General features: G+C 49.3%; 13 protein-coding genes and 1 riboswitch. Of the genes, 3 read left to right on the top strand and 10 right to left on the bottom strand.

Annotated elements, in window-relative coordinates:
- Nucleotides 1–68: 68 nt before the first annotated feature.
- The 3 genes from AC58VC_RS32465 to AC58VC_RS32455 all read right to left on the bottom strand — a co-directional run bounded on the left by AC58VC_RS32465 (nt 69) and on the right by AC58VC_RS32455 (nt 3,789).
- Nucleotides 69–869, bottom strand: a complete 801-nt coding sequence (locus AC58VC_RS32465) for a peptidase associated/transthyretin-like domain-containing protein (RefSeq protein WP_497375143.1) — start codon at nt 867–869, stop codon at nt 69–71.
- 11 nt (nt 870–880) lie between these two features.
- On the bottom strand, nt 881–1,459 hold the full coding sequence (locus tag AC58VC_RS32460; protein ID WP_497375141.1) for a Pvc16 family protein: 579 nt from the start codon (nt 1,457–1,459) through the stop codon (nt 881–883).
- A gap of 128 nt (nt 1,460–1,587) precedes the next feature.
- Nucleotides 1,588–3,789 (bottom strand): ATP-binding protein, encoded by a 2,202-nt coding sequence (locus tag AC58VC_RS32455; protein WP_497375139.1) that lies wholly within the window; start codon nt 3,787–3,789, stop codon nt 1,588–1,590.
- 132 nt (nt 3,790–3,921) lie between these two features.
- Between AC58VC_RS32455 and AC58VC_RS32450 the strand changes: the two genes are divergently transcribed.
- Both AC58VC_RS32450 and AC58VC_RS32445 read left to right on the top strand, forming a co-directional pair.
- Nucleotides 3,922–5,028: a GGDEF domain-containing protein gene (locus AC58VC_RS32450; protein ID WP_497375137.1), complete on the top strand. Its 1,107-nt coding sequence runs from the start codon at nt 3,922–3,924 to the stop codon at nt 5,026–5,028.
- A gap of 91 nt (nt 5,029–5,119) precedes the next feature.
- Nucleotides 5,120–5,767: an SOS response-associated peptidase gene (locus tag AC58VC_RS32445; protein ID WP_497375135.1), complete on the top strand. Its 648-nt coding sequence runs from the start codon at nt 5,120–5,122 to the stop codon at nt 5,765–5,767.
- Between the two features lie 528 nt (nt 5,768–6,295).
- Here AC58VC_RS32445 and AC58VC_RS32440 read toward each other — a convergent pair.
- From AC58VC_RS32440 to AC58VC_RS32430, 3 genes are all read right to left on the bottom strand, one after another.
- Nucleotides 6,296–6,727, bottom strand: coding sequence for a DUF1284 domain-containing protein (locus tag AC58VC_RS32440; protein WP_497375133.1), 432 nt, complete (start codon nt 6,725–6,727; stop codon nt 6,296–6,298).
- On the bottom strand, nt 6,724–7,296 hold the full coding sequence (locus tag AC58VC_RS32435; RefSeq protein WP_497375131.1) for an NUDIX domain-containing protein: 573 nt from the start codon (nt 7,294–7,296) through the stop codon (nt 6,724–6,726). The genes AC58VC_RS32440 and AC58VC_RS32435 overlap by 4 nt, the downstream gene beginning before the upstream one ends.
- 221 nt (nt 7,297–7,517) lie before the next feature.
- Entirely contained in the window at nt 7,518–8,930 is a 1,413-nt protein-coding gene (locus tag AC58VC_RS32430; protein WP_497375293.1) for a hypothetical protein, read from the bottom strand.
- A gap of 186 nt (nt 8,931–9,116) precedes the next feature.
- Between AC58VC_RS32430 and AC58VC_RS32425 the strand changes: the two genes are divergently transcribed.
- Nucleotides 9,117–9,332, top strand: coding sequence for a hypothetical protein (locus tag AC58VC_RS32425; protein ID WP_497375129.1), 216 nt, complete (start codon nt 9,117–9,119; stop codon nt 9,330–9,332).
- Between the two features lie 302 nt (nt 9,333–9,634).
- On the opposite strand, the gene AC58VC_RS32420 is transcribed toward AC58VC_RS32425, so the two are convergent.
- The 4 genes from AC58VC_RS32420 to AC58VC_RS32405 all read right to left on the bottom strand — a co-directional run bounded on the left by AC58VC_RS32420 (nt 9,635) and on the right by AC58VC_RS32405 (nt 14,500).
- Nucleotides 9,635–10,639: a polysaccharide deacetylase family protein gene (locus AC58VC_RS32420; protein ID WP_497375291.1), complete on the bottom strand. Its 1,005-nt coding sequence runs from the start codon at nt 10,637–10,639 to the stop codon at nt 9,635–9,637.
- 35 nt (nt 10,640–10,674) lie between these two features.
- Nucleotides 10,675–10,935, bottom strand: a complete 261-nt coding sequence (locus tag AC58VC_RS32415) for a YqkE family protein (protein ID WP_497375127.1) — start codon at nt 10,933–10,935, stop codon at nt 10,675–10,677.
- Between the two features lie 56 nt (nt 10,936–10,991).
- Nucleotides 10,992–12,827 (bottom strand): APC family permease, encoded by a 1,836-nt coding sequence (locus AC58VC_RS32410; RefSeq protein WP_497375125.1) that lies wholly within the window; start codon nt 12,825–12,827, stop codon nt 10,992–10,994.
- Between the two features lie 97 nt (nt 12,828–12,924).
- Nucleotides 12,925–13,085, bottom strand: a riboswitch (cyclic di-AMP (ydaO/yuaA leader).
- Nucleotides 13,086–13,270: 185 nt separating this feature from the next.
- Nucleotides 13,271–14,500: an NAD(P)/FAD-dependent oxidoreductase gene (locus AC58VC_RS32405; RefSeq protein WP_497375123.1), complete on the bottom strand. Its 1,230-nt coding sequence runs from the start codon at nt 14,498–14,500 to the stop codon at nt 13,271–13,273.
- Nucleotides 14,501–14,726: the final 226 nt, after the last annotated feature.

The raw sequence follows: 14,726 nt of genomic DNA, 5'->3' as shown, positions 1-14,726 counted from the left end.
ACCAGTTCTCTCCTTTCTGCTTGTCATTTTTGTATAGAAGATGGACGTGTCCATTCTACTAATTAGGGTTAGGTAAGGCGGATAACGCCAAGATTGGTGGTCGTTCCTTCTGCTACCAGAACTTCCTTCGTCAAATGCTTGTTGGAACCATATGTAATTACCAATTCTGTCTGAAAAGCCGAAATCCGATTGCCACGAAAAGCAACCACAGCCTCTCCGCGTTCTGTCACTCGTGTTTCTTGGATAGGCAGCAAAAGAGAGCCTCTAGCAAACGCTTTAGTCAGTTTGTTCTTTAACCGAAAGCGCTTCTGATGCTCAATAACTTCCGCGATCTGGATATGCTCCTCTGCGGCTTTGGCACCTCGTCCTCGAAGTATGTATGTATCACCTGCAGAAATAACACCTGTAAACGCCCCTAGTGTTATCTCTTCCGCTCCCTTATCCAGTTGATCTGCCATAACGCGAGCCCTGGCGCACTCTTCGGTTAGAATGGTGGCCTGCAGACTTGCATGACGCACTGGAGCACCCGCCGCATCCTGAAGCATGGCTCGGATGAGTCCAGCACCTTGGGAAAACGGATAGGAAGGCAGCGGCTTTAACTGAACAACCTCTATTAAATTGTCGGTTCCTATTGTGATTAGAGTTTGTTCATGAAAATAGTGCTCGTTGCTTACCATAATTCGGTATTCACCGGGCGGTAAATCATTAAATATATAGGAACCATTCGATTTACTAATTGCTTTCGAACGGGTGCCTTCTACAAATACGGTGGTCGTGTTGCCAAGAGGAGTTTGTGAGGTCATCGCATCGATTACGCAGACAACTAGGGATACACGGGTTTTCAAACGTGATACTCGGATATGTTCCACAACCCAGCCCCCTAACCTTCTATGCGGAAATCGGTTTCCGAAACCCTTTTGGTGGTCTTGATGCGGGTTGAATCAATATTGACAGGTCCCACCGTATAGCTGACAGAAAGTCTATATGGGGTGTCTGCGAAGTTCCACATATTCAGGATGCTTTCGCCTTTGTGGGGCTCCATCACAATGCGAACTTCTTCATCTTTCTCTGCAAGCGTTCCTACAGTCATAGAGCCTCTAAGAATGGAGTGATCATAGAGCACTTGCATGGCTCGCCCCAAGATCCGATGCTCATCGAGCGCTCTGGATTGAAGCTCAGCTGGTGAATGTACCGTCAGCAAATAGCTTAGATCAACGACCATAGGAGGATATTGAATCTGAGTCGTCCCTCGGGCAATCATATGGGTCTGGCGATTATCGCCGCTCTCACGAACGTTGTACAAATAAAGAGATAGGTAGAAATCCCCTTTATCGACAGGCGAAGCAAGCCCAATCATCTCCGGCTGCGGAATGGGATCTGGTGTCATATTTTCTCTAAGCAGCTTCACTAAAGATGCGCTTACATCGGCAATTACTGAATAATCACCAATAGGAATCACTTCCTGCCTCAAAATACCTATGTAATGTGTTGAAATGGTAGGGAATATGTCACATTGTGTACCTTTTTCTATTATAATTGCAAATCGCTAGACTGACTATAGAAAGTTATATTAATTTCTATTAATTTCTAATAATCTTCCCATTCCTGTCTGGCCAAAATTTTACCTGACTTTTGAAGCTCATGGCGAATCGATTTAATAATATGCTGCATCCGAATCGGCTCGCCCGCTTCTGCGGCTAGGAAGGCGGAGGAAAGGACGACATTTTTAATGTTTCCTCCAGCAATTTCATAGCGCTGCGCCAAATATCGGAAATCAACATCATCGCTGAGAGGCGCAGCCGGTGGGAACATGGACTGCCAGATTTTCTCGCGATATTCGCTATCAGGGAAAGGAAATTTAATGACATAATTGATCCGGCGCAGGAACGCCTCATCAATATTATTTAATAGATTCGTAGCTAGCACCGTGATGCCTTGATATTCTTCCATCTTCTGCAAAAGATAGGCCGTCTCAATGTTGGCATATTTATCATGCGAATCCTTCACTTCCGACCGTTTGCCGAAAAGAGCATCGGTTTCATCGAAGAACAGCACCGCATTACTAAGCTGCGCCTCTTCGAAAATCTCGTGCAGATTTTTCTCCGTCTCGCCGATATATTTGCTGATCACCTGCGACAGATCGACTTTGTAAAGCTCAAGCTGCAGATCGCCAGCCACCACCTGCGCAGACATCGTCTTCCCCGTGCCCGGCGGTCCAGCGAACAGCATGCTAAGCCCCTTGCCGTAGGCCAGCTTCTTCTCAAACCCCCAGTCGTTGTACACGACGCCACGGTATTTGACCTGATTGCACGCATTGCGGAGCTGATCCTTCTGCTCAGGGGCGAGAATGATATCCGCCCACTGATAGCGAGGCTCAATGCGCGTCGCTTTGCGCTCCAGCTTGTGCTGCACCTGCTGGTAGCACGCTTTATATAGCGCATCGGTGCGCAGCGCCGCCGGGTTGGCATAAGCCTGCGGCTCACGCTGCCAGGCGGAGTACCCGCGCGCAAGCGTCAGCGCGCGGTGAATTTGCCCCGGGGTGAAGCGGAATTTCCCGCTCATCACCCGGGCATCGACGTCCGCGCTCACGCCAAGCTCGCGCGCGAATACCGTCCAAAGGCGCTCGCGCCCGCCTTCGTCCGGCACTTGCAGTTCATGCTCAAGGAGCAGACGCTCCTTGGGCTTCCAGTTCAGCCGGTTATATCTGCCGGCTAACAGAAAGATCATGCCGCCGTAGCCGTCCAGCAGCTCGTGAAACCGGCCGAGCCGCTGCTGCGCCGCAAGATCCGGCTCTTCGGGGTAGAGCTCTTCCAGCCGTGTGAAGCACAGCACGGCTTGGTGCAGAATCGCCTCGCGCACGATGGCGCTCACCTGCTCCTCAAAGCTTGCGGCATGCAGCAGCACATCCGCAAGATTCGCAATCAGCAGCGGCTTAGAGAAATGGCTGCTGAAGTGCTTCACCTGCAGCTTCTTGCCTGCGCCCGCATTCCCCCATAGGTGGAATGCGAGCCTTTTGCGCTCAGCTGCCGGTGACTGCTGCTCCTCATGGATGAAGCTCCGCAGCCGCTGCTGAAAATCTTCTTGGACGAGCAAGGGAGCGAGCTCGTCGTCTGGGTACACCATCTCGACCGCCGGCTTCAGCTTCGGGTCGACTTCCCCGGAATCGAGCAGAAAAGCAACGATTCGCTTGTCCAGAAGCAGCGGCTTAGAGAGCAGCGACTGGCCCCTGAAGTCCTGTTCCTCACGCTGCAGCATGTACCGCGCCAGCTTGCCCTCGGGAGCAACGAAGGTTGTCCGCGCTGCTCTCATGTCCTCCGGCGTGCTGCACGCAACTTGCAGCGCCAATGAGATGTTAGGCGTCTTGCTAGTTAGATCATCTTGCAGGAAGCCAAAAATGCGTTCATATTTGCGGTCCAACTCCACCGCTAGCGCGAGCATGACGAACCGCTCCTCCATCGCGGAAAGCCCAAAAACGGAGGCTGCATACGACAAAGGCAGAAATACGCCCTTATGACGGCTTTCCTCTAGCCGACCAGCTATGTAGGTTTCCATCTCTTGAATGTCCCCCAAGAGAGCCATTTCCTCCTCCTGGAGCTCCTCGTCTATCTCCTGTTCACCGATAAGGCGAATGAATTCATCTTCGGACACAAACATTCCGCGAAACGAATCTGTTTGCGGATCGGGGGTAAGCTTCTGCCGACGCTTATAGAGAAGCTCCAGCTTTTTATCCAGCAAAACGAGCTCGTCTTTATAATGTTCCCATGCGTGTATATAACCTTGAGCTGTCATAGCCCTCCTGGTGTTTCTATTGATAATTTTCATCGCTTGCCTAATCGGGTGGTTATTCTTTACAATGGTCTCACAAGGCACGAAAAATATTTCCACTATTTGCTAGCATGAAAGGAAAGTGGCCTTTTTCTGATGGAACAACTTCCGGAAAATGATCATACTTGGAACCGAAAACTCATCCATCTCTTATGGTGGATATTGCTTATCTATGAAGTAGCAGCTATGATCGGTTTTCTCTTTGATATCTATGAACAGCCTACCCAGTGGCTTCATAGCTTCCTGCATTTCCAAGTCATTCCGACTAGCTTGCAGCTTGCCCTTATGGGAGCCGGTTATCTGGCCATTCACTTCCTCAAAAGATACAGTGATTTTATCATGATTGTATGGACCATGACCATGGTTTGTATCTATATTATGTGTATCCCTGAGCTGATGAGCTCTTATGAATTAGTTAGCATTCCGATTATTTTATCCTCTGTTTATTTTCAAAAGAAGTATATTATTTTCGCTTATAGTTTAGGTATTGCAAGTTTAACCGCATTAGTACTTAGCCAGGTTTATAAAGGTTATCTCATTACGCCTTCTGAAATCATCGTGTCACTCACAGTTCTATCCGCTACAGCCCTTGTCTGTTTCGCTATTATGACGAAAGGCCGCACGCTGCATGCGCAGCTTGGAGCCTCCATTGTACGTGAGCAGGATCTGCTCATTCGCAACGTCATGATTGACCGGCTTTCCAAAGTAGATGCGCTTACAGAGTTGTTCAACCACCGCTCTTTTCAAGAGCATACGGACCATCTCATCTCGCATATGCCCTATGATACGCCACTGGAGCTTGCCCTGATGGATATCGATAATTTCAAAAAAATCAATGACACTTATGGACACTGGGTGGGGGACGTTGTGCTCAAAACGATTGGCGGACTGCTCAAAGATGTGCTGGGGCCAGATGATATGTCGTTCCGGTATGGCGGCGAGGAATTTGCCGTGCTGTTTGTAGGCAAGTCCCACGAAGAGGTACTTGCGGTGTGTGAAACCTTCATGCAGATTATCCGTGAAACGGATATCCCGGAGATGCCAGGGCGACCGTTAACGATGAGTATTGGACTCGCTCCTTATAATCGCAACACGATGAAGAAAGCCTGGTTTCAGCAGGTGGATGAGTGTTTATATATTGCCAAGAGAAATGGGAAAAATTGCATTCATACTTATTTATCCGAACCATACACAGGTAGCTGAGGGCGTAGAGCTCTCAGTTTTTTTATATACTCATACATGATTTTGGGGAAACAGGAAAATAATAACTCAAAATCAAATGAGGTGAATAATTGTGTGTCATTCTGTATCTATTCTTGCTGACGTCAATGACGTCATGAAACAATTCCGTATCGACCGCCTGCTGTCCTATACCGCTAATCGCTATGAGGTCGTACCAACTGAGTCCGTTTCTGCTATCATGATCAATCGAAAGGGAGAGCGTCTTCTGGATGAATTCCGCTGGGGGCTTATGCCTTTTTGGGCCAAGGATGCGGTTTGCGGGGAACGCGATTCCATCTTCACGAACACAGCCTTCGAGCGTATTATCAAAAAACAGCGCTGCATCCTTCCCTGCAGCGGATTCTATGTCCGTGTCACGGAAGGCAAGGAGACTCAGTGGGTGAAATTCAAAATGCGCAGCGGCACTTTTGGCATCGCAGGCTTATACGATGTCTGGCGGGCGCCGAGCGGTGAGGAGGAGCTGCGCACCTGCATGATGCTAATGACGGAAGCGAACCCGTTGGTCTCTCCTTACCATGGCCATATGCCTGCCATTCTCGATCAAGAGCAGGCCGATAAATGGTTGGATCCCGAACTGAAGGACAGCCGCTTGCTCCGCTCCTTCCTTCGCCCCGTCGATGATCTGCTGATGGTGGCAAATGTGTTGTCTTCTCCGGCAGAAAAGCTGGAGACTGGCTCGGACGTCAGCGTATTTGTCTAAAAGAAAGAGGCTGTCCCAGAACATTGGCACTCACTGTAACGATATATCTCATCGTTGCAGCTGAAAAAGCGGGGCTTCCCCCGCTCTGCACTGGCTTCTAACGATGTTTTACATCGTTACAGCTGCCTTTGCAGTCACTGGCACTCACTGTAACGATGTTTTTCATCGTTACAGCTGAAAAAGCGGGGTTTCCCCCGCTCTGCACTGGCTTCTAACGATGTTTTACATCGTTACAGCTGCCTTTGCAGTCACTGGAACTCACTCTAACGATGTTTCTCATCGTTACGGCTGAAAAAGCGGCAGTGGATGACAAAAAATAAAGGGGCTAAGCACATACAAGTCGCTTAGCCCCTCATTCAATTATTCACCTTTTACCACCTGAGTCTGTCCCACAGATGCTACGATTAGGTACTTCTGGGACAGCCTCTTTTTTGTGTTATGACAGCGATTTAATTGCTGACACCTAGCGGTCCAGAGTTCCTCAAGCTTTAAGCTCTGAGGGTAGGAAGGCGTTGGACCGAGTAGCCCCTATTTAGAAGGTACAGGCGGCAGCTCGCCGCCCTCCCCAATCAAACGCACACCTTCGGCACATACGCCGTAAGGCTCCCATCGGCATGTGGCGCACAAATGGCCGATATCCTCCGGCTTCACATAACCGGCTACTTTTGAGCAAATATCGGCCCAACTTAATTCCATCCCTACTTGCAAGCCAAGCTTGGCTACGATTTCCGCATCGCGATCATAGACGGTTCTATTCTCACAGTGCGGCACCTCATCCTTCGGATAGACTGCGCACAGATCATCGGGACCAAGGACGACACGAATAATTGTAGTCGGCTGCTCTCGAAGTGTCTCGTAAACACTCGTCATATTTTCACAGAACTCCTTGGAATATCCCATTCCCCGGTACCCTAACAAACAAAGCAGGTGATGCCCCCGGAGGCCAATCGGCTTCGTCATGCTTGGACCTTGGGAATGCGGTACAAACCGTACCCGTCCATTTTCACAATAGGTTCTTTATCTTCAACAAGACCAACTGTCGTAGAATGCAAAGCAACATCGATCAACCAACGCGTGAAATCCGCTACCGGCATCGTTTCCATCTCTTGAAGACTATAAAAACCCGCAGCATCCACCTCTACCCCATCTGGCACAGGCTCACCGCTGACATAATCCAACTCAAAAGCTATGTACACATTATGAATGCTTCTAGGTAAATCTCGCACAGCGACCAGGCGCGTGACCTTGGCTGTGACACCGCACTCCTCGAGCACTTCCCGCTCAATGGTATCTTGAATCAGCTCATGCTGCTCAATATAACCGCCGGGATTCGTCCATCTCCCCTTGCCGGGCTCTTGCGCTCTGCGGACAAGTAATATTTTCTCATCCTTGGTTACGAGCGCGCCTACACCAATACTGTAGTTGCCCCAGTGTACAAAGCTGCACGACGTGCAAGCCCTTCTTACCGTACCATCCACATCGCGTGTCTCCATAGGAGCTCCACAAGTCATACAAAACTTTGCTTCCATTCGTCTCATCTCCAAATTCATGTAGTCATCTGTATGTAAGCTTACTGCTCAGACGAGTCATAGGCAAATCCGATCCCGTTCGTTCTGAGTTGATTGTAACCGCTTTAGGGGATACTATCCTATCCTATCTGCGCTAGACTTGTGATATCGCCAAATTGGACTCCTTCAGCCATTGTCTACAGGCAGAAAAAGAGCCTCCACTTGGAGGCTCTTGCTGTTACCTACACCAAAAACATAGCCACGACCGTCGTCACTGCGAGGCCGATCAGCACAGGCAGTAGATTCCGCCTCGCCAGCTCGAACGGACTGACACCACAAATCGCCGCAGCTGGAATGAGCGCCCACGGAATCAAAGTACCGCCGCCGACCCAGATGGCGGCCACTTGCCCGAGCGCGGTCAGCACCGCCGCACCGGAACCGATGGCGGTTGCGAAGAGCTGCGCAATCGAGCCCGCGAGGGAGATGCCGGAGAAGCCAGAGCCGTCGAGGCCGGTAATCGCGCCTACGACGGTGAGCGTCACGGCGCCGACCGCGCCGTTCAGCGGTACGACGCCTGCTAGCGCGACGCCGAGGTCGTTCACGATTCCGTGCGAGCCCTCCGGAAGAATTTTACCGAACAGGTCCGTGAAAGCAGCGTCGCCGAGATAGAAGAAGGCGGCGATTGGAATCACGGGACCGAAGACTTTGAACCCGAAGACGAAGCCTTCGATGAGGTAGGCAGTCGTTTGCTCCAGCCCTTGACTGCGGTGGGCCAGCAATGTAACGCCGATGAGGATGAACACGGCGGTTCCACCGACAAGCGCAGTCGCGTCCCCACCCTGGAGATTGAGAACGAACATCGCAATCACATCTAAAGCGAAGAGTACGGGAATGATAATCGCGAGTGTTTTTCTCATTTTCGAAGACAGATTGGACTTGGCATCTTGCTTGGAGGAGAGCAGCGAATCCTTATCCCCCGTACCGCTCGTTACAAGACCGTCGCGCCATGTGCCATTTTTGATATCCCGACGCATCATCCAGAAAGCGGTGACCGTTGTGACAAGCCCCATAACAATAACAAGCGGCACACTTGCCTCCATTACCGCTGTAACTGGTAATCCAGCAGCATCCGCTGTTAATTTAGGCGCACCTTGAATAATGTAATCCCCTGATAACGCGATCCCGTGCCCGAACAAGTTCATCGCCATGGCTGCACCTAATGCAGGTAAACCCACACGTACCGCCACAGGCAGCAGCACCGCACCAATGAGGGCAACACCGGGAGATGGCCAGAAAAACCAGGAAGTTACCATCATGATGATCCCGATCCCCCAGAAAGCAAGAGCCGGCGTCCTCAGAAAATGGGTCAGTGGAGCGACCATCGTTTCATTAATGCCCGTGCGAATAAGCACACGGCTCATTGCCACTATGATCGAGATAATCATGATCGTTCCCATCAACTCTTTGGTTGCATAAATAAAGCTGTTGAAGACCCCTGATACTGAACCGCTTAATGTTTCCGTTGCTAGCAAACCCAGCGCAAAAATCCCAACCACACAAATCATCGTGGTGTCTCTACGTTTAATTAAAAGAGTAAGAATAAAGCCAATAAATACTAGATAAACCCAATGAATCGGTAGTAATTGAATGTCCATCGGGATCACGCATCCTCTCTGCCCATGCAGCATTTGGGAGTCCATTTCGTCAGTAACCAGAAATAGACTCTTTGGTGCTACATTGTATGCTGGGCGAAGAGTAGGCGTTCGTGGAGAACGGGAGATTGTTGGCGCCTTGTGGTACAATTGAAGAACTATTTTACACAGGCAAGGAGAATGCAAAGTATGGCTAGTAACCAACGTTTAGTGACGGATTCCGATTTTCAGGAGGCTGTGGAAAAAGGAGCTCTTGTCCGTGTTTTCAAAGACGATCACATTGTCGACTCGAATGCGGTCGTCCTTCGTTTCAGCGAAACGACCGTGGTTCTGCAGTCGCGTGTTGCTGATTTAGCGTACTATAATCGGGATGAGTGCGAGTTTTTTACGATGAAAAAAAGGTGATTTGCACTAGGATCGTCTTTGGGGGAGTTCCCTGAAGGCGATTTTTGCATTTTAACTGGAAATGCTGTCTCCAGCTATTCAGTTGAAGCCTCTTAATGGATTGTACCTGCAGAACAACGCCGATTTCTCCTGCTATTTCTCACATTCGCTCTACTTTTAGCCAGATAACTGGATTTTCTACTGTTATTTTCTCCAAATATATCCAGTTTTGTCGAGCTGCCGACGATTTAACTGGAGCTTCTACCGCTATTTCATTCCCTACCCCTGAGCAGCGCAGATTAACGGTAGGAATTCCCTCTATTTCACTCTACGGGATAGGCCGACAGCAGAACGAATCGAAAACCCGCCTTCTGCATAACAGGTATGGCCTTCATGACGCCTTCAGCCGTGTCTTTCTCTGGATGGTTCATATGCGCCAAAACGATGGAACCGCTCCGAGCCTTTGTAAGCGCCCTGTACACCTGCTCCGTGTTAAATGTAGCTCCAGCGTCGCCAAGCACGTTATAACCCGCCAACTGGAAGCCCAAGTCGTGAGCAATGTCGATGGCAATATCGTCGTAGAAGGCTGTGCCTGAGCGGAAAAATAAAGGCCGCTTTCCTGTCAGCTTTTCGATCTTATCGGCGTTCTCCGTTACTTCGCGAATCGCATCGCTCACATCTTTGGTTCCTGCGATGCCATAGGCGGCTCTGCCGTTCACAGAGAGCGGCCTATGCTCGGTCCCGTGGTTTTCGATCTCAAACAGCGGATTCCCCGCCAGCTTGGCAAAAATATCTGGATTGGCGTCAAGCCATCTCGCATTGACAAATAAGGTAGCTGGTAGTTGCTCTTTGATCAGGTAATCGATCAGCTTCTCATCGTAGCCGCTGCCTTCTTTGCCGCCGCAAGCATCAAAGGTTAAGGCGATCACCTTTTCCTGCGTCACAAGATGCGTCCGCACGCCAGGAATGTTCTCGCCCCATTTATCGGGGACGGCTGTTTTGTAACTTTCTACTAATGAAAGGGATAGCGTGGTTGAAGATACGAGCGCCTGCGCAAGTACGGATGTGTGTGTTGGTACGTCTGTCGATACATCCATTGCAGAGTCAGTCGGTGTCTCCGACGATCTCACTGGTGATGTACCCAGCGATCCCTCAGCTAATCTCTCAGTCGATATCTCTCCTGTTCCCTTTCCCATTGTCTTCTCCACCGATCCCTCTACCGGTACTGCTGTGGGGATGGATGGCGGTAAGAACACCGGACTGACGGCGGGCTCTACAACACGCGTTGCAATTCCCTCCACCCCACAACCTGAAAGCGCTATCACCACACTCAAAAGAAAAAGGAAGCACACCAAGCGCTTCCTCATTTGTGTTTTCTCCAATCAAGCTTGCTCTTCTCCAGCAAGTGACCAAAATCATTCTCCAGCCGTTTCTCTTCCGCCTTGCGCGCAGCCTCCGCTTCAGCTCTGGCAGCATCCTTACGAGCCTGTTCCTCTGCTTTCATCGCATCAGCTTGAGCTTTCAGCCCCGCTATGATATCAGGACGCAGTAAATCTTTGAGTGTCGCAGGTTTATCTTGCGCGCTAGGTTCAGCGGTTGTGTTAGACCATTTCTTTTTTGCCATAAAGGGCTCACCTCTGTTCCATTTCTACATCAGTTTTACCCCTTTATTGTACACCGCTACTCGTGCAAATGATAGGGCACCGTCGCAACGACGATATCTTTATCGGCTTGCAGCTTGGAACGAATACGTGCGGCAGACTGGTTGTGGAGCAGGCGATGCCACCATTTCTTCGGCATGAACTGAGGCAGGATCACCATGATCGATTGCTTTTCCGAAACATGGGTATCGACTCTTTCAATAAACTCCGCCAAAGGCTTCAAAATGGTGCGATATCGTGATTTGAACACAACAAGCCGAACGCCTGGGTCCCACTTATCCCATTTCTCCTGCATCGCCTCTTCATCCTCATCCGAAAACGATACGTAGAAAGCAATGACATTTGGAGATAAGGATTTGGCATAATTCAAAGACTGCGCCACCACTCGGTGAATGCCTGCTACAGGCACTATGATCACAGGTTCTTTCGTGCATACGCGTTCTTGCGTGATATCAATGCGCAGCTGTTTGGCTACATCATCATAGTGATTGCTAATTTTGGTTATTCCCCAAAGTAAAATCGGCGTCACAATAATAACAATCCAAGCGCCTTCGCTAAATTTGGTAATACAGAAAATAATCAAAACAGCAAGGGAAACAATTCCCCCCAGACCATTAATTACGAACTTGCCGATCCAGCCGGCCGGACGTTCTCTGAACCATTTGCGGACCAAACCGCTTTGGGCAAGGGTAAAAGATAAAAAGACGCCAATCGCATAAAGTGGAATGAGTGCATCGGTTTTTCCTTTAAAAATGACGAGCAAGATACTTGCCAAAACGCCTAACGTTACGATCCCGTAGTGAAACGACAACCGATCTCCCCGGTACGAGAACATGCGCGGGAAGTTTTTATCCTGAGCCATAATAGACGCCAGGATCGGAAACCCGTTGAAGCTCGTATTCGCAGCCAACACCAGGATCAGCATGGTGCCAATCTGTGTCGCATAATACATGATTCCACGCCCAAATGCCTGCTCCGTAACCATCGACAAGACCGAAGTATGTCCGTGCGGATCAGGTGCAATCCCATAACCCAAGCTCAGCAAGGTGACACCGCCAAAGACAATAGCCAGCAGAGTACCGAGGGAAGCCAGGGTTCTCTTGGCATTTTTGACAGATGGCGTACGGAAATGCGGCACCGCATCCGAGATCGCCTCAATACCTGTCACGGCCGAGCAGCCGGATGAAAAAGCTTTTAGAATGACAAACAATGTAAGTGAGCTCGTCATCGAGCTGGGAACCACTTGAAACTCATGCGTGTTCATGGATCCTGTCAGCATATCGAAGATCCCTTTACCAATCAGGAGCAGTATGCACAGGATAAAAAAGTACGTTGGAATCGCGAACACGGTGCCGGATTCAGAAGTACCCCGTAAATTCAGCCAAACCATCACCCAGACGAGCACTAAGGCTATGGGGACAATATAAGGCACTGTAACTGGGAAAGCCGACGTTATCGCCTGCACACCTGCCGAAATCGAAACCGCAACGGTTAACGTGTAATCAATCAGCAGTGAAACCCCAGTCAGTCTTCCCGACATCATTCCCAAATTTTCCTTGGCCACCATGTAAGCTCCGCCGCCCATCGGATAGGCCTCAATCACCTGGCGATAGCTCAAAACAAGAAGCATGATTAAAGCAATAATCGAGATTGCTATCGGCAATGAGAAAGCAAAAGCAGCAACCCCAACAGTCGCAAGCTCTAGCAAAATCTGCTCCGTGCCATAGGCTACCGAAGACAGGGCATCCGAAGATAGGATGGGCAGAGCCTTCCATACCTGCATTTTCTCAGATTCCAGCTCCGCCGATTTCAGCGGTTTACCGAATACAATCTTTTTCAGTGAGTCACTTGTCATGCTTTGAAATTCCTCCAAATAACCTAGTTTTCAGCTTGATTTCCCATTTTTAAGCGCAAAAAAACACAAGGATAGACCTTGTGCTTAGCCACATGTTCTCCTTTCTCACGACCGCTTACGAGGTTAGCTGACGGGTTCGGGCTGCGAGAAATCTGCCCTAAAGGTATCTGCCGCATGCGACAAGACGCACCTTACTCACCCCGTTGAAACCTATGGTTCCCCCGCTTTTCTGAATAGAAAATTAAGCGAAATATTCAACTGTTAACGTACGAGTTGATACTACTCTCTTATTAGCTCATAGTAAAGGAGGGAAAAATCTTAAAAAAGATTATTCCCTCCCCACATTCATTTGATAATCCGCTTACAATGGTATAATCCTTTCAGTATCTCTGATTTACTAGCTTATTGTCGGAATCATTAGGTTTTAGCGTATTTTAGTCAAATTAATTTCTCACATGACGCTTTCTTGTGGCTTGTTTTTGCTTAAAAATCATCTTTTTGCAGATGAGTGGGATACCGCCAATGAGAAATAAATAGCGGGCATCGATCATTTTTTTGAGAAATGCGGCAAGTTTACCTTTCACTTTTTTGACCTTCAGGATGCCAATAGCTTCTCCGCGACCCAGCGAGGCGACCGTCCCTTTGTAATCATAGGCAAAAGGTCGCAAGGGCTTCCCCCTCAGGGTATGGAGCAAGTTTGTTGCCGTATTATAGCCCTGCTGGACCGCGATTTGGGCATTGGCGGGGTATGGCGTGCCTTCTGGGCTCATGACAATGGAGCAATCCCCCGTAATAAAAACATCGGGATATTGCAAGGAACGCAAGTAATCATCCACCTTGACCCTGCCGCGTTGAACATGGAAGCCAGCATCCTGCAGCAGGGAATTCCCGCGGACGCCGCCCGACCAAATAACAGTGCCGGCAGGAATGAATTGGCCGTCTCCCAGTAGGACACCGCCGGGCTCGCATGCCTTAATGGCGGTAGATAATTTATATTGAACCCCTTTGCGGCGCATCACTTCCATGCCGTATTCCACGAGATCATTCGGCAGTCCTGGCGGCAAAGCGGTAGGCGATGCTTCGATATTAATGATTTGAACAAGTGCAGGGTCAACGTCAAACATTTGGCAAAGATCAGGAATCCGATCCGCTAATTCTCCAACAAACTCCGTACCTGTGAAACCTGCGCCTCCAACGACGATGGTCAAATATTCCTTATGCTTGGAGTCCAATTTATATTTAGCGAACATGTACTGCGTATGTTGGCGTATGAAGCGGACACTATTAATGCTGTTAATCGTCATCGCATACTCACGCAGTCCTGGAATACCAAAGGTTTCCGTTTCACTTCCAAGCCCCACTACCAGGTAATCGTAAGTAAGGACTTCGTCCGCCAGAACAACCTTCTTCTCCTCAGGCAAAATCTGCCTAACCGTCGCTTTAATAAAATGAATTTTCCGCTCATCGATCAGTTCCTTAATGGCTACACGCGCATTTTCATGATGATCAGTACCAGCTGCCGGCATATGCAGATGCGTCGTCATGTAGTGATAATCGTGTTTGTTCACCAGTGTGACTGCCACTTCATCTGCTTTGATCTGCTTCTGCAGCCTTATTGCGGTTACTAGCCCACCGTAGCCAGCGCCCAGAATAACTACCTTCGGCTTACTCATCCGAATCCTCTCCTCCGATTAAATCGTTTTTTTCTCTATGAAAAAATCGACCAAACCATTCAAGGTTGTCATGTGAAAAAAATCACATAGTCAGTCAGGGATTGCACATGGTTTGCTCACTTTTAGTATATGTGCTTCCTTGCTAAAAATCACTGGAATATTGCCTAGCTTGGTCAAAAAAGGCGGTGGTGCTGGTGGGCGGATTTGGCCGAGCATGGCACTGCGG

It is taken from the genome of Paenibacillus sp. J22R67 (genome assembly GCF_059692175.1).
The sequence above is the reverse complement of the archived record's forward strand: the minus strand, read 5'-3'. Positions and strand labels throughout refer to the sequence as shown.

Bases quoted from the DNA above. Each gene is read 5' to 3' on its own strand.
- AC58VC_RS32405 (WP_497375123.1), bottom strand. From the start codon at position 14,500: ATGAGTAAGCCGAAGGTAGTTATTCTGGGCGCTGGCTACGGTGGGCTA.
- AC58VC_RS32440 (WP_497375133.1), bottom strand. From the start codon at position 6,727: ATGACGAAGCCGATTGGCCTCCGGGGGCATCACCTGCTTTGTTTGTTA.
- AC58VC_RS32415 (WP_497375127.1), bottom strand. From the start codon at position 10,935: ATGGCAAAAAAGAAATGGTCTAACACAACCGCTGAACCTAGCGCGCAA.
- AC58VC_RS32410 (WP_497375125.1), bottom strand. From the start codon at position 12,827: ATGACAAGTGACTCACTGAAAAAGATTGTATTCGGTAAACCGCTGAAA.
- AC58VC_RS32435 (WP_497375131.1), bottom strand. From the start codon at position 7,296: ATGGAAGCAAAGTTTTGTATGACTTGTGGAGCTCCTATGGAGACACGC.
- AC58VC_RS32450 (WP_497375137.1), top strand. From the start codon at position 3,922: ATGGAACAACTTCCGGAAAATGATCATACTTGGAACCGAAAACTCATC.
- AC58VC_RS32455 (WP_497375139.1), bottom strand. From the start codon at position 3,789: ATGACAGCTCAAGGTTATATACACGCATGGGAACATTATAAAGACGAG.
- AC58VC_RS32425 (WP_497375129.1), top strand. From the start codon at position 9,117: ATGGCTAGTAACCAACGTTTAGTGACGGATTCCGATTTTCAGGAGGCT.
- AC58VC_RS32430 (WP_497375293.1), bottom strand. From the start codon at position 8,930: ATGGACATTCAATTACTACCGATTCATTGGGTTTATCTAGTATTTATT.